This window comes from Cryobacterium sandaracinum, assembly GCF_004403415.1.
Classification (GTDB): domain Bacteria; phylum Actinomycetota; class Actinomycetes; order Actinomycetales; family Microbacteriaceae; genus Cryobacterium; species Cryobacterium sandaracinum.
On the sequence record NZ_SOGO01000031.1, the window covers coordinates 56,862 to 75,726 of the forward strand.

17 protein-coding genes and 2 tRNA genes are annotated in these 18,865 nt (G+C 68.1%); 6 read left to right on the plus strand and 13 right to left on the minus strand.

All coding sequences use genetic code 11. The features are described 5' to 3' along the window. Nucleotides 1–45: 45 nt before the first annotated feature. Entirely contained in the window at nucleotides 46–684 is a 639-nt protein-coding gene (locus tag E3T25_RS10660) for a cation efflux transmembrane domain-containing protein (RefSeq protein ID WP_104103381.1), read from the minus strand. Nucleotides 685–866: 182 nt separating this feature from the next. On the opposite strand from E3T25_RS10660, the gene valS reads away from it, so the two are divergent. The 3 genes from valS to E3T25_RS10675 are packed head-to-tail and all read left to right on the plus strand — an operon-like array spanning nucleotide 867 to nucleotide 4,172. After that, complete coding sequence (gene valS, locus E3T25_RS10665) at nucleotides 867–3,449, plus strand: valine--tRNA ligase (RefSeq protein WP_134374184.1); 2,583 nt, start codon at nucleotides 867–869, stop codon at nucleotides 3,447–3,449. A gap of 9 nt (nucleotides 3,450–3,458) precedes the next feature. After that, on the plus strand, nucleotides 3,459–3,905 hold the full coding sequence (locus E3T25_RS10670; RefSeq protein ID WP_104103375.1) for a GNAT family N-acetyltransferase: 447 nt from the start codon (nucleotides 3,459–3,461) through the stop codon (nucleotides 3,903–3,905). A gap of 6 nt (nucleotides 3,906–3,911) precedes the next feature. Then, a complete protein-coding gene (locus tag E3T25_RS10675; RefSeq protein WP_233191554.1) occupies nucleotides 3,912–4,172 on the plus strand; it encodes a hypothetical protein in 261 nt (86 codons plus the stop codon). Nucleotides 4,173–4,231: 59 nt separating this feature from the next. On the opposite strand, the gene E3T25_RS10680 is transcribed toward E3T25_RS10675, so the two are convergent. The 3 genes from E3T25_RS10680 to E3T25_RS10690 are packed head-to-tail and all read right to left on the minus strand — an operon-like array spanning nucleotide 4,232 to nucleotide 7,790. Beyond that, nucleotides 4,232–5,536, minus strand: a complete 1,305-nt coding sequence (locus E3T25_RS10680) for a thiolase family protein (RefSeq protein WP_338145477.1) — start codon at nucleotides 5,534–5,536, stop codon at nucleotides 4,232–4,234. Further along, complete coding sequence (locus tag E3T25_RS10685) at nucleotides 5,517–6,953, minus strand: class I adenylate-forming enzyme family protein (RefSeq protein ID WP_134374186.1); 1,437 nt, start codon at nucleotides 6,951–6,953, stop codon at nucleotides 5,517–5,519. Before E3T25_RS10685 ends, E3T25_RS10680 begins: the two co-directional genes overlap by 20 nt. 3 nt (nucleotides 6,954–6,956) lie before the next feature. After that, nucleotides 6,957–7,790, minus strand: a complete 834-nt coding sequence (locus E3T25_RS10690) for a methyltransferase domain-containing protein (RefSeq protein WP_134343131.1) — start codon at nucleotides 7,788–7,790, stop codon at nucleotides 6,957–6,959. A 66-nt stretch (nucleotides 7,791–7,856) separates the two neighbouring features. Between E3T25_RS10690 and E3T25_RS10695 the strand changes: the two genes are divergently transcribed. Beyond that, entirely contained in the window at nucleotides 7,857–9,890 is a 2,034-nt protein-coding gene (locus E3T25_RS10695; RefSeq protein WP_104103364.1) for a M3 family metallopeptidase, read from the plus strand. On the opposite strand, the gene E3T25_RS10700 is transcribed toward E3T25_RS10695, so the two are convergent. After that, entirely contained in the window at nucleotides 9,887–10,534 is a 648-nt protein-coding gene (locus E3T25_RS10700; RefSeq protein ID WP_134374188.1) for a benzoate/H(+) symporter BenE family transporter, read from the minus strand. The genes E3T25_RS10695 and E3T25_RS10700 overlap by 4 nt on opposite strands. Between E3T25_RS10700 and E3T25_RS16790 the strand changes: the two genes are divergently transcribed. Further along, nucleotides 10,521–10,667 (plus strand): hypothetical protein, encoded by a 147-nt coding sequence (locus E3T25_RS16790; RefSeq protein ID WP_166785992.1) that lies wholly within the window; start codon nucleotides 10,521–10,523, stop codon nucleotides 10,665–10,667. The genes E3T25_RS10700 and E3T25_RS16790 overlap by 14 nt on opposite strands. A 113-nt stretch (nucleotides 10,668–10,780) precedes the next feature. On the opposite strand, the gene clpX is transcribed toward E3T25_RS16790, so the two are convergent. The 5 genes from clpX to E3T25_RS10730 all read right to left on the minus strand — a co-directional run bounded on the left by clpX (nucleotide 10,781) and on the right by E3T25_RS10730 (nucleotide 15,418). Continuing rightward, nucleotides 10,781–12,061, minus strand: coding sequence for an ATP-dependent Clp protease ATP-binding subunit ClpX (gene clpX / locus E3T25_RS10710; protein WP_104103359.1), 1,281 nt, complete (start codon nucleotides 12,059–12,061; stop codon nucleotides 10,781–10,783). Nucleotides 12,062–12,247: 186 nt separating this feature from the next. Continuing rightward, nucleotides 12,248–12,919, minus strand: coding sequence for an ATP-dependent Clp protease proteolytic subunit (locus E3T25_RS10715; RefSeq protein ID WP_104103356.1), 672 nt, complete (start codon nucleotides 12,917–12,919; stop codon nucleotides 12,248–12,250). A 15-nt stretch (nucleotides 12,920–12,934) separates the two neighbouring features. Continuing rightward, nucleotides 12,935–13,534, minus strand: coding sequence for an ATP-dependent Clp protease proteolytic subunit (locus E3T25_RS10720; RefSeq protein WP_104103353.1), 600 nt, complete (start codon nucleotides 13,532–13,534; stop codon nucleotides 12,935–12,937). Between the two features lie 311 nt (nucleotides 13,535–13,845). Beyond that, complete coding sequence (gene tig, locus E3T25_RS10725; protein ID WP_134343128.1) at nucleotides 13,846–15,300, minus strand: trigger factor; 1,455 nt, start codon at nucleotides 15,298–15,300, stop codon at nucleotides 13,846–13,848. 41 nt (nucleotides 15,301–15,341) lie between these two features. Beyond that, nucleotides 15,342–15,418: transfer RNA gene (locus E3T25_RS10730), tRNA-Pro, on the minus strand. Nucleotides 15,419–15,587: 169 nt separating this feature from the next. Between E3T25_RS10730 and E3T25_RS10735 the strand changes: the two genes are divergently transcribed. After that, nucleotides 15,588–15,661, plus strand: a tRNA-Gly gene (locus E3T25_RS10735). A 32-nt stretch (nucleotides 15,662–15,693) separates the two neighbouring features. Here the strand turns inward: E3T25_RS10735 and E3T25_RS10740 are convergent. From E3T25_RS10740 to E3T25_RS10750, 3 genes are all read right to left on the minus strand, one after another. Then, nucleotides 15,694–16,665, minus strand: a complete 972-nt coding sequence (locus E3T25_RS10740; RefSeq protein WP_104103349.1) for an L-lactate dehydrogenase — start codon at nucleotides 16,663–16,665, stop codon at nucleotides 15,694–15,696. 73 nt (nucleotides 16,666–16,738) lie between these two features. Further along, the gene (locus E3T25_RS10745) at nucleotides 16,739–17,425 is read right to left on the minus strand and encodes a response regulator (RefSeq protein WP_104103347.1); all 687 of its coding nucleotides are present in this window, start codon (nucleotides 17,423–17,425) and stop codon (nucleotides 16,739–16,741) included. A gap of 4 nt (nucleotides 17,426–17,429) precedes the next feature. Further along, nucleotides 17,430–18,839 carry a sensor histidine kinase gene (locus E3T25_RS10750; protein WP_134374190.1) on the minus strand — a complete coding sequence of 470 codons (1,410 nt, stop codon included), beginning with the start codon at nucleotides 18,837–18,839 and terminating at the stop codon, nucleotides 17,430–17,432. Nucleotides 18,840–18,865: the final 26 nt, after the last annotated feature.

The window sequence follows — 18,865 nt, forward strand, 5'->3', positions numbered from 1 at the left end:
CCGTCGAATTGGTTAGACCACCGCCTGATACGGGGGCTCACCCTTTTAGTTGACGTGCAGCACCACCGGCGGCTCTACCTCGCCGCGCCATGCCTCGATGCCCTCCTTGATCGCGAACCCGGCGATCACGAGGGCGGCGAGCGAGTCCGCCCAGGCCCAGCCGAGGAGCGCGTTGGCCGCCAGCCCGAGCAGCATCGACCCGGACAGCCACGCGCAGAGCAGCAGCTGCCGGGCGTCGGCGATCACGCTGGCACTGCCGAGCTCCGCGCCGGTCCGGCGCTCCACGCCTGCCACCCCGGGCATGATCACGAGGCTGAGGCACGCGATGACGATGCCCAGCGGGCTGGGCGCCGCCTCGACAACCCCGGCGAAGCTCAGGCCGGCGGCCAGGATCACGTACCCGGCGAGGGTGAAGAACGCGATCGCGATGGCGCGGAGGGCCGGTTTCTGCCAGCGCTCAGGATCGCGACGGGAGAACTGCCACGCGATGACCGCGGCGGAGAGCACCTCGATGACGGAGTCCAGGCCGAAGGCGATCAGGGCGGTCGAGGATGCCGCGGCGCCCGCCACGATCGAGGCGACGGCCTCGAGCACGTTGTAGCCGATCGTGAAACCCACGATCCAGCGCACCGTGCGGCGCAGCACCGTGCGACGGGCCTCGGACAGTGTTCCCGGGTCATCCATGGCACCCCTTCCCGCTCCAATACTGCCACTCACGGCGAGGCCCGGCCGGGCGCTGCAGGCGCTCCGGCAGCCTGGTGACGGCCGGAGTCGGCGGACGACGGGGCATCCGGTAAGTTGGATAAGGCCCAATACTCAGGCACTTCACCAACGACACGGTGCCGCACAGATCGAATCGGAGAAACATGACCGCCGCCAACGTTCCGGAAAAACCGGCCCTTGAAGGCCTCGAAACCAAGTGGGGCGGCTCGTGGGAAGAGACCGGCACCTACCGTTTCGACCGTGACTCGGCCACACGGGAAAGTATCTTCTCCATCGATACCCCGCCGCCGACCGCTTCCGGCTCCCTGCACATCGGCCACGTCTTCTCTTACACCCACACGGATGTCATCGCCCGCTTCCAGCGGATGCGCGGCAAGAGCGTCTTCTACCCGATGGGCTGGGATGACAACGGCCTGCCCACCGAGCGGCGCGTGCAAAACTACTACGGCGTGCGCTGCGATCCGTCGCTGCCCTACGCCACCGAGTTCACCGCCCCGTTCGAGGGCGGAGACGGCAAAAGCACCAAAGCCGCCGACCAGCTGCCGATCAGCCGCCGCAACTTCATCGAGCTGTGCGAGCGCCTCACCATCGAGGACGAGAAGCAGTTCGAGGCCGTTTGGCGCATGCTGGGCCTGAGCGTCGACTGGGCCCAGACCTACCGCACGATCGGCAATGACTCCCTGGTCACCTCCCAGTCCGCCTTCATCGGTAACGTCGAGCGCGGTGAGGCCTACCAGGCCATGGCCCCCACCCTCTGGGACGTCACCTTCCGCACCGCGGTCGCCCAGGCCGAGCTCGAAGACAAGGAGATGCCGGCGTTCTACCACCGGGTCGCCTTCGCCAAGCCCGATGGCGGCGCCATCGAGATCGAGACCACCCGCCCGGAACTGCTGCCGGCCTGTGTGGCGCTCGTGGCGCATCCGGACGACGAGCGCTACCAGGCGCTGTTCGGCACGACCGTGCGCACCCCCCTCTTCGACGTGGAAGTGCCGATCCTGGCCCACCACCTCGCGCAGAAGGACAAGGGCAGTGGCATCGCCATGATCTGCACGTTCGGCGACGTCACCGATGTGATCTGGTGGCGTGAACTCGACCTTCCGAACCGCGCCATCATGGGCTTTGACGGCCGCATCATCGCCGAGGCGCCCGAGGCGATCACAAGCGAGGCCGGACAGGCCGCGTACGCGCAGCTGGCCGGCAAGACCGTCTTCTCCGCCAAGGCAGCCGTGGTCGACTTGCTCCGCATCGACGGCGACCTGATCGGCGAGCCCCGCGCGATCGTGCACCCGGTCAAGTTCTTCGAGAAGGGCGACAAACCGCTCGAGATCGTGTCGACCCGTCAGTGGTATATCCGCAACGGCGCTCGGGACGAGGAGCTGCGCGCCCGCCTGTTCACGCACGGCACCGACCTGCAGTGGCACCCGGAGTTCATGCGTGTGCGCTACGAGAACTGGGTCAACGGCCTCACCGGCGACTGGCTCGTCTCCCGCCAGCGCTTCTTCGGCGTTCCGCTGCCGATCTGGTACCCGCTGGATGCCGACGCGAACCCGCTCTTCGACCAGCCCATCGTCGCCACCCGCGAGACGCTCCCGGTCGACCCGTCCTCCGACACCGCCCCGGGCTTTGCTGCCGAGCAGCGCGGCCAGGCGAACGGCTTCGTCGGCGAGGTCGACGTGATGGACACCTGGGCGACCTCCTCCCTGACCCCGCAGCTGGCGGGCGGCTGGGAGCGCGACCCCGCACTGTTCGATCTCGTCTACCCGTACTCGCTGCGCCCGCAGGGCCAGGACATCATCCGCACCTGGCTGTTCTCCACCCTGCTGCGCTCCGAGCTGGAACACGGCGTCTCGCCGTGGCAGCACGCAGCCCTGTCCGGCTTCATCGTCGACCCCGACCGTAAGAAGATGTCCAAGTCCAAGGGCAATGTGGTCACCCCGGCAGACATGCTCGAGCAGCACGGTTCGGATGCCGTGCGCTACTGGGCCGCGTCGTCGCGCCTCGGCACCGACGCCGCCTTCGACCCCAAGAACCCGACCCAGATCAAAATCGGGCGTCGCCTGGCGATCAAGATCCTGAACGCGTCAAAGTTCATCCTTGCCTTCGACGGCGCCGCCGACGCCCCCGTGACCGAGCCGCTCGACCAGAGCATGCTCGCTCGGCTCAGCGTCGTCGTCGGCCACGCCACCGCCGCGATCGAGGGCTACGACCACGCCCGTGCGCTGGAACTCACCGAGAGCTTCTTCTGGACGTTCTGCGACGACTACCTCGAACTGGTCAAAGAGCGCGCGTACGGCGAAGCGGGAGCCGGCCAGGCTTCGGCCGTCGCCGCCCTGCGCACCGCCCTGGCCACCCAGCTGCGCCTCTTCGCCCCGTTCGTGCCGTTCGCGACCGAGGAAGCCTGGTCCTGGTCCAACGAGGGGTCCATCCACCGTACCCCCTGGCCCGTTCAGACCGAGCTCGGCGGAGGGCAGGGCGGCAACGTGGCCCTGCTGGACCTGTGCAGCCGGGCGCTGACCGGCATCCGCCGCGCGAAAACGGATGCCAAGGCATCCCAGAAATCCGCCGTTGTTTCTGCTGTAATTAGCGGTACGGCGGCAGAGATTGCCCTGCTCAGGCAGGCTGCAGCCGATCTGAGGGCCGTTGGCCGCATCTCGGAGTTGGTTTTTATTGAGGGCAGCGAATTGGCTGTCACTGACATCGTGCTCGCCACGGTGCTGGAGAACTAGGAGAACCGAATGTCAATCAAGGTACGCGCGCTCGGCGACAAGGACTTCTTCTCATGGCTGGGACTCTTCGAGGGCTACAGCGAGTTCTACAAGAGCGAACTGACTGATCAGAAAGCGCTCCAGGTCTGGAGCTGGATCATCGACAAGAACGAGTCTCTCGCCGGTGCCGTGGCTGTCGACGAGGACGGCGAGTTCGTCGGCTTCGCCCATTACCGCGAGGTCCCGAGCACCCTGACCGCCACTCGCGGACTGTTCCTGGACGACCTGTTCGTGTCGCCGGACTCCCGCAGCACGGGCGTCGGCCGGGCCTTGATCGAGTTCGCCAAGGAGTGCGCCGCGGCGGACCGTCTCACGACCGTGCAGTGGCTGACCGCCGCCGACAACGAGACCGCGCAGCGCCTGTACGACGATGTGGCCACCCGCACGGACTGGGTCACCTACGAGATCGAGCTGTAAGTGAAGATGGGAACCCGCTGGCCTCTGGGTCACCCGGCGCCGGCCGGGCTGCCTCATGTGGTGGAAATCGCCATCCGTGCGGTCGAAGAGGACCTCACCGCGCTGGCGGAGGACTCCAGCGCCTGGCGCTGGACACTGACCTGGCTCGAGGGCAACCCCGTGCTCGAGCTCGACGACGGCACGATCATCCGCTATGACCCGGGCGAGGACAGTGCCACGATCACGCAGCCGTCGATCGTGCTCGACGACGAAGACGACTGGATCTAACCTCTGCTGACCGGCATTCCGGTACTCCGCGGGGCCACTCCGCACCCCGTGGTCGTGCGTCAGCGTGAGAGTCGTTCGACGCCTGCTGCCTCCGATGACAGGGACTGCTCCCAGCGGAACAGGGCGGCGACCCCCAGGCCGCCGGCGATGCTGACCGCCGCGAGGGCGGCGTCCCCCGGCGTTGCCGCGGCGCGACACTGCCGCAGCAGCCTCAGTACCAGCAGGGCTCCGCTGGCGCCGAACGGATGCCCGAGGGCCAGCGCTCCGCCCTCGCGGTTGGCGTGCTCCTCCGCAACGCCGAGCAGATCGAGGGATGCGAGCACCTGCGCCGCGAACGCCTCGTTGAACTCGATCCGAGCCAGGTCGGCCCCGGTCAGGCCCTGCCGGAGCAGCACGAGGCGCGCGGCCTCGGCGCCGGCGATGCCGAGGAAGTTCGGGTCCGTGCCGGTGACCGCGGCGTCGACGAAGGATAACCAGCCGGTCAGTCCGAGTTCGCGTGCCCGCCGGCGGCTGGTGACCAGGACCACGACGGCGCCATCGGCATCCGCGCAGGAGTTGCCGGCGGTGACCGTTCCTCCCGGCCGGAAGACCGGCGCGAACCGGGCCAGCAGGGCCTCAGTCAGACCCGGGCGGGGACCCTCGTCGACGAAAACCGGGCCGGCCTCTGTCGGCAGCGGCACGATCTCGGGGGCTGGCACGGCGGCAGCCGTGGCGGCCAGCCGGTGACTGCGGAGGGCGAAGGCGTCCTGCCGCTGCCGGGAGAAGCCGTAGCGGTCGGCCACGTTCTCGGCGGCGACGCCCATGTCGGGGTCGCCGATCGAATCGGGGGCGAAACGCACGCGATCGAAGAAGTCCGGCTGCCCGGCGCTCGAGGTGAGCCGGTGCGCACGCAGCGGGGCCGTGCTGCAACTCTCGACTCCCCCGGCAAGGTAGAGGTCGCCAGCGCCGGCGGCAACCAACCGGCAGGCCAGCACGATGGCCTCAAGGCCGGAGCCGCACTGCCGGTCGATCGTGAGGCCGGGAACGGAATCCGGCAGACCGGCCGTCAGCGCGGCGAGGCGGGCAACATTGCCGCCGCCGCCCGCCGCGTTGCCGATGATGACGTCGTCGATGGCAGCCGGGGACACCCCGCCGCCGGACACCACGGCGTTCAGCACGGGGGCCAGCAGGTCTTCGGCACGGGTGTGCGCGAACACCCCGTTGCGGCGGCCGAAGGCGGTGCGGCGGGCAAGAACGATCACGGGTTCCCGGGCAGCGTCGGTTGGCGGGCCGGCGTGCGAATCGACGGTGTCGGCGCTGGGAGCAGCGGAGCCGTCGGCACCGACCGCGTCCGGCCGGATTGGGTCAGCGGAGCGGGCGCACACGACGGTCACCCTCCTCGATCCAGCGGCGCAGCATCACCCGGCTGAGTTTACCGGCCGAGGTGAGCGGCAGCTCCGCCAGGGCGTAGTAGGCGCGGGGCCGGTGGGGCGCGGCGAGCAGAGCCGCGACGTATGACCGGATGCGCGCGGCATCCGTCTCGGAGCCCGCGATCACGGCGGCCACCACGCGGGTCCCGCGAACGGGGTCCGGCAGACCGGTGACGACGGCCGCCTCCACGCCGGGAAGGCCGCGCAAAGCCGCTTCGACCTGCTGCGGGTAGACGTTGTGCCCGGACGTGACGATGAAGTCGGCGCGGCGGCCGAGGTGGTGCAGCACGGCCGCCGGGTCGAGGAAGCCGATGTCGCCGACCGTGCACCAGTCGACCTCGCGGCGGAACGCCTCGCCGTCGTCGCCCCAGGCGTAACCGCCGCCCACCAGAAGGCTGCGCACGAAGATGGTGCCCGGGGTGCCGGTCGGCAGGGCGCGTCCCGCGTCGTCCTGGATGCGCACCTCCACGCCGGGCAGAGCCCGCCCGACGGCGGTCGCCGAGATCGGCGACACCTCGCCGGGACGCAGCACGGATGCCGTCACGAAGCTCAGTTCGGTCGCCCCGTAGTACTCGAACACGCTGGCGTCCGGCGCCCAGAGGCGCAGCATCGACAGGGTTCCCGGGTCGAGTTTGGCCCCCGCACTCACGATGCCGGTGAGCCCCCTGCCGGTGGGGGGCCTCCCGTCCGTGCCGACGGACAGCGCGTGCGCGGCGATCACACGCAGCACGGTCGGCGCCGCCACGATCCGGGTGATCTGCTCGACAGTGACACAGGCGACAGCGGCGGCGGCGGAGAAGCGGGGCAGAGCGAAGAAGGCGGAGCCGGTGTGCAGCGATTCGGCGAAAGCGTAGAGGCTGAGGCTGGCAGAGAGCGGGCCGGGCGCCAGTGTGCGGTCGTGCCGAGTCAGGCCGAAGAACTCGGTGCCCAGCGCGAACGAGCGCTGCCAGGAGGCTCGGCTGCGCGTGAATGCCTTGGGTACGGAGGTCGTGCCGGAGGTGAACCCGTAGAGGAAGTCCCTGTCGGGTGGACCGTCGCGCAGCTCCGTGCCGAGCAGGGGCGCGCCGGCGGCGACCCGTCCGTCCAACCCGGCGGTCCTCGCCAGGCGGCTCTCGACCACCCTGCGCTGCGCCTCCGGCCAGTCAGGGTTGAGAATCGCAGAGCAGCGGCCTTCGGCGACGCCCGCGGCGAAGGCAACGGCGAACGCGGTGCCGTGGGGCAGGCAGACGCTGGAGATCCGGGGCGTCGCGGGCAGGATCGCCGCCGCCGCATCGCGGAGCTCGGCGAAGCTGATTCGGTCGGCGCCGACTGCGACGGCGGTGGCGTCGGGCTGAACCTGGGCCCAGTGTTGGAGTCGGTCGAGGAACGGCACGGGCTACTTCCTGGCGACGATCTCGCCGTGTGGGATACCGCACCAGCCATCGGGGTCGCCGGCCCACTGCAGCCATGCGGCTTGCATCATCCGAAGGTCGGCGAGGTCGGCCGCGCCCACCTCGATGGCGTGTGCCGCGAAGTCGGACTCGATCACCCGCTCGGCCCAGGATTGCCCCCACCACTCGCGTTCGACATCCGAGGCGAAGCACCAAAGGGATGCCGAACTCGCCACGTCGGTGAACCCGGCCTTGCGCGCCCAGGCTTTGAGAGCGCGCCCGGCGTCGGGGTCGCCGCCGTTCCAGTACTGCACGTCGCGGAAGGCGCTCTCCCACAGCTGCAGGCCCTGAAGCTTCGGGTAGTACATCACTCCCCCGGAATCGACGTCGCGGGCGGCGAGGATTCCGCCCGGTCTCAGCACGCGCCGGAACTCCCGCAGCGCGGCGACGGGGTTGGCGAGGTGCTGGAGCACCTGGTGCGCGTGCACGATGTCGAAGCTCGCGTCGGCGAAGCCGAGCGCGTAGGCGTCACCCACCCGGAACGACACGTTCCGCACCCCCTCATCGAAGGCCAGCCCGGCTGCGCGCAGCACAATCTGCTCCGACGCATCGATGCCGGTGACCTGACCGGGATACAGCCGGCGTGCCAGGTCGACCGTGACCGTGCCCGGACCGCAGCCCACGTCGAGCAGGGTCAGCCCGGCATCCAGGTGTGGGATCAGGTAGGCCGCCGAGTTGGCCACCGTGCGCCAGGTATGCGAGCGCAGCACGCTCTCGTGATGCCCGTGCGTGTACTGCTCCCGGGGCGCGGTCTCGGGGCGTGCCGGCTCGTCGATCATGAACCGATCCTAGGCGTGCGGGGGAATACTCCGACAGACGAAATGTGGATGTGACAGGGTAAACAAATGAACCCCTTCGCCAGCATCAGCACGCTTCCGTTCGAGCTGCCCCCGTTCGCGCTGATTGCGGAGGAGCACTACCGGCCGGCGTTCCTGGACGGTATGTCCGAGCAGTTGGCCGAGATTGCGGCGATCTGCGCGAGCGCGGATGCCCCCACCTTCGACAACACGATGGTTCCGCTCGAGCGCAGCGGACCGTTGCTGACCCGGGTGGCCGAGGTGTTCTTCAACCGGAGTTCGTCGGACTCCAGCGACTTCACCAACGCCCTCGAGGAGGAACTGGCCCCGCTCCTCGCGGCGCACGCGGACGCCATCCGTCTGGACCCTGGCCTGTTCACCCGGATCGCCGCTCTGCAGGAGCAGCGGGACCGGTTGGACCTGGAGCCGGAGGAGCGCTACCTGATCGAGCGGTACTTCACCGAGTTCACGCTCGCGGGCGCGGGCCTCGGCGACGACGACAAGGCCCGGCTGCGTAACTACAATAAGCGGCTCTCCACGGTCACCACCCGGTTCGAGAAGAACCTGCTCGCCGACACCATCGATCTGGCACTCGTGCTCGACGACGTGAGCGAGCTGGATGGCCTCACCCCCGGTCAGATCTCCGCCGCGGCCGAGGCCGCCCACGAGCGCGGCCTGACCGGGCGTTACGTGATCACTCTGGTGCTGGCTACCTCGCACCCCTACTTGGCACAGCTGACGAACCGGGGTGTGCGGGAACGGCTGCTGGCCGCCTCACGGTCCCGGGGCATCCGTGGCGGGCAGTTCGACAACCGCGCCCTCGTGCTGGAGATCTCGCGGCTGCGTGCCGAGCGGGCCCGGCTGCTCGGATTCGACAGCCACGCGGCCGGCGTGACCGCGGACCAGACGGCGAAGACCCCGGAGGCGGTCGCCGACATGCTCGGGCGCCTCGCGCCGGCGGCAGCCCGGAATGCGCGCGTCGAGCAGGCCGACCTGCAGGAGCAGATCGATGCGGACGGCGGGGACTTCGAGCTCGCCGCCTGGGACTGGGCCTTCTACACGGAGAGGGTGCGGCGAGCCCGCTACGACGTGGACACCGCGGCCATGCGCCCCTACTTCGAGTTCGAACGGGTGCTGCAGGACGGCGTGTTCTACGCGGCCAATCGGCTCTACGGCGTCACCTTCACCGAGCGACCCGACCTCGTCGCCTGGCACCCCGGCGCGCGTGTGTTCGAGGTCGCCGAGGCCGACGGCTCGCCCGTGGGCCTGTACATCATCGACGTCTACACCCGCGACTCCAAGCGGGGCGGCGCCTGGATGAACGCCCTGGGCTCCCAGTCGACGCTTATAGGTACCCCCACGATCGTCTGCAACAACCTGAACGTTCCCCGGCCGGCGACGGGCGAGCCCACCCTGCTCAGTTTCGACGAGGTCGTCACCCTGTTCCACGAGTTCGGGCACGCCCTGCACGGCCTGTTCGCGCGGGTCACCTACCCGAAATTCGCCGGCACCAATGTGTACCGCGACTTTGTGGAGTTCCCCAGCCAGGTCAACGAGATGTGGATGCTGTGGCCCGACGTGCTCGCGAACTATGCTCGTCACCACGAGACCGGGGAGCCCATGCCCCAGGACCTCGTCGACCGCATCCACGCCTCGTCCACCTTCAACGAGGGCTTCTCCACCAGCGAGTACCTTGCGGCGGCCCTGCTCGACCAGGCCTGGCACCGCATCGAAGCCGACGACAGGGTGACGGATGTCGCCGCGTTCGAGGCATCCGCCCTCGCCGCCGTGGGGCTCGACAATCCTGCCGTGCCGACCCGCTATTCCAGCACCTACTTCGCGCACACCTTCGCCGGCGGCTACGACGCCGGCTACTACTCCTACATCTGGAGCGAGGTGCTGGACGCCGACACCGGCGAGTGGTTCGCAGAGAACGGCGGGCTCACCCGGGCCAACGGAGACCGTTTCCGGTCGCGGCTGCTGAGCGTGGGCGGCAGCACAGACCCGCTCGCCGCCTACCGCCATTTCCGCGGTCGTGACGCCGACATTCAGCCGCTGCTCGACCGTCGCGGCCTGAACTAGCACCGTCCGGCACTGCCCGGCCCTGCCCGGCCCTGCCCGGCCCTGCCCGGCGCCCTAACGCCCCGCCCCTGAACCAATTCGACGGAGATTTTACGGAAACCGGCCGCTTTCGGCCCGTGTGGGTCCGATTTCGGCAAAATCTCCGTCGAATTCGTTAGGGGGCAGCGACGGCAGTGGGTGAGAGCGGCCGGGGGGCATCCAGCCGAGCCAGAGCATGACCACGCCGCCGATGACCAGCCCCCGAACGCGGAGCCGATGCCCAACACCGAAACGCCCGACGCGGTGACCAGGACGAGGCAAGCCGCCCCGGAGGCAGCCGTGGCGATCCACCGCTTCGGGCCGTCAGGATGCGCGTCGGGGCCGGCCATCGGCGCGGTCGTGATTGCCGTCAGGGTGATGCCGAGCGCGCCGACGACCGATCCGACCGCGTTCGCCAGACCGGAGCCGACCAGATCGCGCAGGGCGGAGGCTGGTAGCCGAACGTCGATGATCGCGGCCACGGCCATGGTCGCCGGCACCATCCACGCGCGCGCCGGCTTGCCCGCGGCGAGCCAGACCAGAACAACCGGCACCGCGAGCAGCCGCTGCTGCACGGCTGCCGTCACCGGGGCCGGGCAGATCGGGAACAGGATGCCGGCAAGCATCGCACTGGCGATCGGCTTCGGGATACAGCACGCCGTCGATGCCGACCAGCAGGCAGGGCGCCAACAGCACGGATGCCGTCTGCGAATCGGTCGCGCCCACGACCTGCAGCCCGGCGATGACGAGCACGAATGAACCCGCGAATCCGGTGACCGCCGCAACGACGCCGACGAAAGCGGGCTGGTACACGGCGGCCCCCGGGCCCAGTTCGGTCGGGTGCCGAAGCGGGGTGAGGCCGGACGCTGAACCTAGGCGGACTTGTCGACGCGGCGGGCCTTGTGCAGCACGATCGTGGGCTCGGCGTTATCGAGCACGGCGGCCCGGGTGACCACGACGCGCGCCACCTCGGAGCTCGACGGCACCTCGAACATGATCGGTCCGAGCACTTCTTCCATGATCGCTCGCAGGCCACGCGCACCGGTCTTGCGCAGGACCGCGAGGTCGGCGATGGCCTCCAACGCCGGCTGTTCGAACTCGAGCTCGACGCCGTCGAGCTGGAACATGCGCTGGTACTGCCGCACGAGGGCGTTCTTCGGGACGGTCAAAATCTGCATCAGGGCCACCTGGTCGAGCTGGGTGACGGTGGTGACCACGGGCAGACGGCCGATGAACTCGGGGATCAGGCCGAATTTGTGCAGGTCTTCGGGGAGCACCTCACTGAACAGGTTGACGTCGTCACCCTTGCTGTGAAGCGGAGCGCCGAACCCGATGCCCTTCTTGCCGGCCCGGGTCGAAATGATGTCATCCAGGCCCGCGAACGCGCCGGCCACGATGAACAGTACATTCGTGGTGTCGATCTGAATGAATTCCTGGTGCGGATGCTTGCGCCCACCCTGCGGCGGAACCGAGGCCACAGTGCCCTCGAGAATCTTCAACAGGGCCTGCTGCACACCCTCGCCGGACACGTCGCGGGTGATCGAGGGATTCTCGGCCTTGCGCGCGATCTTGTCGATCTCGTCGATGTAGATGATGCCGGTCTCGGCGCGCTTGACGTCGTAGTCGGCGGCCTGGATCAACTTGAGGAGGATGTTCTCCACGTCTTCACCGACATAGCCGGCCTCGGTGAGGGCCGTCGCATCCGCCACGGCGAAGGGAACGTTGAGGCGTTTTGCCAGTGTCTGGGCGAGGTAGGTCTTGCCGCAGCCGGTAGGGCCGATCAACAGAATATTGGACTTGGCGATTTCCACGTCGTCGTGGATGGCGTCGGCGGCGGTGAGGGTGGCGCGGGAGCGTACGCGCTTGTAATGGTTGTAGACGGCAACGGCGAGGGCGCGCTTTGCGGCTTCCTGCCCGATGACGTATTCCTCGAGGAAGCCGAAGATCTCCTTCGGCTTGGGCAATTCGAATTCGCCGGCACCGTCTTCAGCGGTGGCTTCGGCCAAACGCTCCTCGATGATCTCGTTGCACAACTCGACGCACTCGTCGCAGATGTAGACACCGGGGCCCGCAATGAGCTGCTGCACCTGCTTCTGGCTCTTTCCGCAGAAAGAGCATTTCAACAGGTCAGCGCTTTCGCCTATTCGGGCCATCCGTCAGCCTCCTCCATTGACAACTGCATCGAGCCTAGCCTGTGCCTGTGCGGCACGGGTGCAGGCTGACCGCATCTGTCGAATAACGTTCAGGCACCGTTCTGCCCGAACTCTCCGATATGCGAAACGCGACGGATGCCCGGCTCCGTTGAGCCGGACATCCGTCGCGTTCACGGTTTCGCTCTTCTACTTGACGAGCGTGGGCACGTTTTTGCGGCTGGTCAGGATCTGGTCGATCAGGCCGTACTCGAGGGCCTCGGCCGAGCCGAGGATCTTGTCGCGGTCGATATCCTTGTGAACCTGCTCCGCGCTGCGGTTGGAGTGGTGAGCGATGGTGAATTCGAGCCACTCCCGCATCCGCTGAATCTCAGCTGCCTGGATCTCGATGTCGGAGGCCTGACCTCCGCCCTGTCCGCCGGCCGAGGGCTGGTGGATGAGGATGCGGGCGTTGGGAAGGGCGAGGCGCTTCCCGGGTGTGCCGCCGGCAAGCAGCACGGCCGCAGCGGATGCCGCCTGGCCGAGGCAGACCGTCTGGATGTGCGGACGAATGTACTGCATCGTGTCGTAGATCGCCGTCATCGCGGTGAAGGAGCCACCCGGTGAGTTGATGTACATCACGATGTCCCGGTCCGGGTCCTGGCTCTCGAGCACCAGGAGCTGGGCCATGACGTCATCGGCGGACGCGTCGTCCACCTGCACGCCGAGAAAGATGATGCGGTCCTCGAAGAGCTTCGCGTAGGGGTCCTGGCGCTTGTAGCCGTAGGCCGTGCGCTCTTCAAACGTGGGAAGGATGTATCGGGCCTCGGGAGCCTGCGAAGCGCGGCCCCCGGCCTGGTGACCAAAATTCGTGAATTCCATGTCGTCTCGCCCGTCCTACTTCTTGTTCACTGAGTCGTCGGTGCCGCCGCCGCCGACCACTTCCGACGCGGAGCCGCGCAGGTGGTCGACAAAACCATAGGCCACGGCCTCGTGAGCGGTGAACCAGTTGTCGCGGTCGTTGTCAATGAGGATCTGCTCGACCGACTTGCCGGTCTGCTCTGCCGTGAGTTCGGCCATCCGCTTCTTCATATCCAGGATGACCTTCGCCTGCGTCTGGATGTCGGCGGCCGTGCCACCGAATCCGCCGGACGGCTGGTGCAACAGGACCCGGGCGTTGGGTGTGATGTAGCGCTTGCCCTTGGTTCCAGAGGACAACAGGAACTGCCCCATCGAGGCAGCGAGTCCGATGCCGACGGTGACGATGTCGTTCGGAACGAACCTCATCGTGTCGTAAATGGCCATGCCCGCCGTGATTGAGCCGCCGGGCGAGTTGATGTACAGGAAGATATCCCGCTCCGAGTCCTCTGCGGCCAGCAGCAGGATTTTGGCACAAATCTCGTTGGCGTTCTCATCCCGGACCTCTGAACCCAGCCAGATGATGCGGTCTTTCAGCAGTCGGTCAAAAACGCCCGGTGTAGGTGTCATATCGGCCATGTCGCGCTCCGTTTCACTTGTCGCTTCAGATTGAATCTATAGGAGCCAACGCTCCGGAACGGCTGTGTTCGCCCTCGGCAGATAACGCGCCGCCCACGCATCAGTCGCTCCGAACCAATTCGACGGAGATTCTGCTCTCCTGGCCCCGAAAATCGTGCATAACGGCCCTTAACCCGAAAATCTCCGTCGAATTGGTCCAGTGCGGGAGAGCTGAGGGCAAGGGACGAGAGCGGGGGCGGCAAGGCAGAAACGCGGAACGGGTCGGATGTCTGTGACATCCGACCCGAACGCCCGCGTGAGCGGTCGTCGTGCTACTTCTTGGCGGCGGCCTTCTTCTTCGCCGCGGTGGCCTTGGCCTTGGCTGCCTTCGCTGCCGTGGCCTTGGCGGCCTTGATGGCCTCGACCTCGGCGTCGACCTCGGCCTCGACCTCGGCGGCGTCGGAGTCGTCCTCCTCGATCTCTTCTTCCTCGTCCTCGCCGGACGCCTCGTCGGCGACCGCGACGAACTCGGACAGGTCGACGGCGTTACCGTTGGAGTCAACGACCTCGGCCTTGCCCAGCGCGATGGCGAGGGCCTTGTTGCGGGCAACCTCGGCCACCATCGACGGGATCTGACCGTTGCCGCTCAGCGCCTGGACGAATTCGCTCGGGTCCATGCCGTACTGGGCTGCGCCCTGGATCAGGTACTGAGTGAGCTCGTCCTGGCTGACCTGGACCTTCTCGGCCTCGGCGATGGTGTCGAGCAGGATCTGCTGACGGAAGGTCTTCTCGCTGGCCTCGGTGACCTCGGCGCGGTGCTCGGCGTCTTCGAGGCGGTTCTCGCCCTCGAGGTGGCGACGCACCTCGTCCTCGATGATCGCGGTCGGAATCGGAACCTCGACCGACTCGAGCAGCTGCTCGACGAGCTTCTCGCGGGCCTGGGTGCCTTGGCCGAAGACCTTGGAGCGCTCGACCTGGCCCTTGAGGCTCTCGGTCAGTTCGGCGATGGTGTCGAACTCGCTGGCGATCTGCGCGAAGTCGTCGTCGGCGGTGGGAAGCTCGCGCTCCTTGACGGCGCCGACGGTGACGGTGATCTCGGCGGTCTCGCCCTCGTGGTCCCCACCCATGAGGTTGGAATTGAAGGTGGTGGTCTCACCGGCGCTGAGAGAGTCGAGCGCCTCGTCGATGCCGTCGATGAGGTCGCCGGATCCGACCTCGTAGGAGATGCCGGTGGCGTTGTCGACCTCGACGCTGTTGATGGCGGCGATCAGGTCGATCTGCACGAAGTCGCCCGTGGTGGCGGGACGATCGACGGTGACGAGAGTGCCGAAGCGGCTGCGCAGGTTGTCGAGTTCCTCGGTGACCTCTTCATCGGACACCTCGACGGCGTCGACAGTGAGCTTCAGCCCGGAGTAGTTCGGCAGGTCGATCTCGGGGCGCACGTCGACCTCGATGGCCAGTTCCAGGTCTCCGGAGAAGTCCTTGTCGCTGGGCCAGGCGACGATGTCTGCCTCGGGGCGGCCCAAAGGGCGCAGCTTGTGCTCGGTCACGGCCGAGCGGTAGAAACCGTCGAGGCTCTCGTTGACCGCATGCTCGAGCACGGCGGACTTGCCGACACGCTGGTCGATGATGGCCGGCGGGACCTTGCCCTTGCGGAAGCCGGGGATGTTGATGTCCTCGGCGATGTGGCCGTAGGCGTGGGTGATGCTGGGCTTCAGCTCCTCGGGAGCCACCGAGATGGTGACCTTCGCGCGAGTGGGGCTCAGTTGTTCTACCGTGGACTTCACGTGGCAATCTCCTGTGTTCGACCGATGTATTTAGGGGGTGTTGGTCGGGGCGACAGGATTCGAACCTGCGACCTCTCGGCCCCAAACCGAGCGCTCTACCAAGCTGAGCTACGCCCCGGACAATTTCTCAACCCGGTGATGGCATCCGCTTGGGGCGCAGAGTTCGCGCAATTCGCGGAATGACCTCGATAAGTCTACTGCACGGTCCGGATGCCGCGGGTCGAGGCGTGCAGCTGGCGACCGTCGACGTGTACTACGCTGGGTGTGTGCGCGGGGAACTGCGCCCGGGGGATGTAGCTCAATGGTAGAGCCTCAGTTTTCCAAACTGATGGCGCGGGTTCGATTCCCGTCATCCCCTCCACCCAACATCCTGGACGGATCGTCTCACACGGCTCAGTCGAGTCCGAGCCCGTTCAGCGTCGTGCGCAACGTCGCCGCCGAGTGCTCGAACAGCTCCTGCTCCTTCTCGCTGAAGGGAACCTCGATCACGCGCGAGACGCCCTCGGCGTTGATCACGCTCGGCACCGACAGCGCCACGTCGCTGACGCCCCGGTAGTCGGTGAGCACCGAGCTGACCGGAAGCACGGCGCCCTCGTCGCGCAGCACGGCCTCGACGATCCGGGCGCCCGAAAGCCCGATCGCGTAGTTCGTGGCGCCCTTGCCGGCGATGACCGTGTACGCCGCGGTCTTCACGCTCTCGGTGATCGCGTCGAATTCCGCCTCCGAGAACGGCACCAGACCCTTAGGCGAGATGTCGTCCTGCACCCACTCGGCCAGGGAGATCGGGCCGATCCGGGCCTGGGACCAGAGCGGGAACTCCGAGTCGCCGTGCTCTCCGACGATCACGGCGTGCACATTGGCGATCGCGACGCCGACCCGGTGCGCGAGCATCCAGCGCAGCCGGGAGGAGTCGAGCACCGTGCCCGACCCGAAGACGCGCGTGGCCGGCAGCCCGCTGAACTGGCGGGCAGCATAGGCAAGCACGTCGCAGGGGTTGGTGACGAGCATATAGACGGCGTCCGGGGCTCGCTCGACCAGCTGGGGCATCAGCTCCCGCAGGATCCCGACATTGACGCCGGCCATCTCGAGCCGGGACTGACCGGGGTGCTGTCTGGCCCCGGCCGTGATCACGACCATGTTCGCCCCCGCGATGGCGTCGAGGTCGCTGCCGCCGGCCACGCAGGAAGCACCCGTGAACTGGGTGCCGTGGGCCAGGTCGAGAACCTCGGCCTCCACCTTGGGCCCGTTGATGTCGTAGAGCACGACTTCCCGCGCGGACTGCCGGATCAGTGCGGCGTAGGCCAGGGACGACCCGACGGCCCCGGCTCCGATGATGGCCAGCTTGGAATTCGCGATCTCGCTCATAAGCTCATTCTGCACCCCTGACCGGGCCGGATCCGAGTATCCGGATATCCGTGGCTGAGTCAGTGCCGCAGGGTCAGTGCCGCAGGTAGGTGAGCACGGCCAGCACCCGGCGGTGGTCGGAGCCCGAGTCGTCGAGGCCGAGCTTCTGGAAGATCGAGGTGACGTTCTTCTCGACCGCGCCGACGCCGATCACGAGCTTCGCGGCGATGCCGGCGTTGGTGCGCCCCTCCGCCATCAGCCCGAGCACGTCACGCTCACGCGGGGTGAGGGCCGCGACCGGGTCGGTGCGGCGGGCCAGCAACTCGCGCACGACCTGCGGGTCGAGCACGGTGCCGCCCGCGCTGATCCGGGTCACGGCGTCCCGCAGCTCGTCGAGCGACGCCACCCGGTCCTTGAGCAGGTAGCCCAGTCCCCCGTTGCCGGCGGCGAGAAGTTCATGCGCGTAGGTGCCCTCCACATACTGGCTGAGCAGCAGGATGCCCACCGACGGCAGCCTGCGGCGCAGTTCCAGCGCGGCGCGCACGCCCTCGTCCCGGAAGGTGGGCGGCATCCGCACATCCAGCACGGCGATGTCGGGCCGCAGCGCGTCTACCTCGGCCAGGAGGGAATCCGCGTCGCCGTAGGACGCGACGGTCACAAACCCGGCCTCGTCGAACAGGCGGATCAGGCCCTCTCTGAGCAGCACCGAGTCCTCGGCCAGCACGAGCCTCAGGGGTGGGGCGGAGGGAGCGGCGAGAATGGCTGAAGCGAGGTCGGTCATCCGTTCAGGATACGGCGACCGCTCGCGCCGGCCGGGCCGCGGGCAGTGGGATGTGTGCCCCGATCGCGGTCGGGCCACCCTCGGGGCTCCGCACCGACAACACCCCGCGAAGGCCGTGCAGGCGTTCGTCGAGTCCGTGCAGGCCATGGGCATCGGTCAGCCGGGCCCCGCCGATGCCGTCGTCGATCACCCAGAGGTCGAGCCAGATGACGCCGGCGGCCCCCGTGCTGGCAGGGCTGCCGGTGCTCCCATCGTCGGGGACGGCGCGCAGGGCCAGGTGCAGACGGATGTCCGTGGCCCGCGAGTGCTTGGCGGCGTTGGTGAGCAACTCCGCGCCGACGAAATACGCGCTCCGCTCGATTTCGCTGGGCAGCCGCAGCGCCGGGTCGACCTGCAGCTCGAGCCGCACAGGGATGGTGCTACGGGCGGCCAGGGACTCGAGGCCGGCGAGGAGACCGCGGTCCTGCAGGAGGGGCGGCACCAAACCGCGGGACAGCGCCCGCAGCTCCTCGAGGGTGTCGTGAGCCTGCTCCCGGGCCTCCACGATCAGGGTGCGCGCGGCATCCGGGTCGGTATCGAGCTTGCGCTCGGCGCTGGCGAGGTCCATCTGCAGGCGCACCAGGCGCTGCTGCGGACCATCGTGGATGTCCCGTTCCAGGCGCCGCAGGGACTGGTCTTCCGCGGCGACGGCCGCCCCGCGCGACGCGCTGAGGTCGGCGACCTCACGCTGCAGGGCCTCGGACCGCCAGGCGCCCAGCATGCCGCGGGCCGCGAACTGGTGCAGCCGGGTGAACGCGTGGGTGATGTACGGCAGAGTCAGCAGAAAGAGGATGCCCAGGACGAGCTGGAGGAGGCTTTCGGCCAGGAGCGGGTCGATCGGGAGCGTGGTGCCCGGCAGAATCCAGTTCAGGATGATCGCGTGCAGGTCGTCGTTCCGGTCCTCGGGGAGGAAGCGGCCCCAGATCCAGTAGCTGACGCCGCCGAGGCCCACCGACAGCCAGACTACGGTGACGATCCAGCTGACAAGCCCGACCACGAAGTTCACGACCATGCCGTGCAGCAGGTAGAGCCAGTAGTGCCCGTTGACGAGCGGGCCGAGCAGGGCGCGGAGGGTGGTGGCCGGCTCCCCCGGCGTCGCCCACCGCGGCGGGGTGATGGCAGGCTGGCCGGCCCAGCGCAGGCGGGCGAGTTCGACCAGACCGATGCCGCGGGCGAGGTAGAGGGACGCCACGACGACGACGATCCCAACGACGGCGGCGAGCAGGCCGATGCCGGTGAAGAATACGGTGCTCAGAACGGTGAGGGCGATCACGACCACCGGCAGGGTCAGCAGTAGAAAGAGCAGCTCCTGCGGCACGCGCCGCCAGAGCGCGCGATAGCCGGCGCGTGCGGGGGTTTCGGTCGGTGCGGTCATGGTGTCCTCCAGTAAGTCTGTCGGTA